The organism is Gordonia sp. OPL2 (assembly GCF_003797825.1).
In the GTDB taxonomy this organism is placed as follows: Bacteria; Actinomycetota; Actinomycetes; order Mycobacteriales; family Mycobacteriaceae; genus Gordonia.
In genome coordinates this window covers 1-416 of sequence record NZ_RKME01000110.1, presented here as the reverse complement: position 1 = coordinate 416, position 416 = coordinate 1, and the positions used below count along the sequence as shown (strand labels likewise).

The 416-nt window shown below is 69.7% G+C and carries 1 protein-coding gene; it reads right to left on the bottom strand.

Annotated features, from left to right (window positions below; all coding sequences use genetic code 11):
* Positions 1-416: MFS transporter (locus EEB19_RS27270; RefSeq protein WP_222930004.1), on the bottom strand; the 416-nt coding region annotated here is incomplete at both ends.

Below are 416 nucleotides of genomic sequence, written 5' to 3'. Positions count from 1 at the left end.
ATGTACAGCCCCATCGCGAAACCCAGCGTGTCGGGTTCGACTTCCTCGGCCAGGTAGGCCATGGCCACCGCCGGCACCCCGCCCATCGCCACGCCTTGCAGGGCGCGCAACGCCAGCAGGCTGTGCCAGTCGGGCGCGATCGCCGCCGCCGTGCCCAGGATGGCCGAGGCCAGCAGCGACAGCGCCATGATCCGCTTGCGCGGCAACGCCTGGGAAAACAGGCCGACCAGGAAGATGGCGATGGCCAGCAGGCCGGTACAGAGCGACAGCACCAGGCTGCTCTCGGCCGGGGACACGCCAAAGGCCTGCGTGAACAGCGGCATCAGCGGCTGCACGCAATACAGCAGCGAAAAGGTCGAAAAACCGGCCGCGAACAGCGCCCATTGGGCGCGCCGCAGGGCCGGCATGCCGCGCGC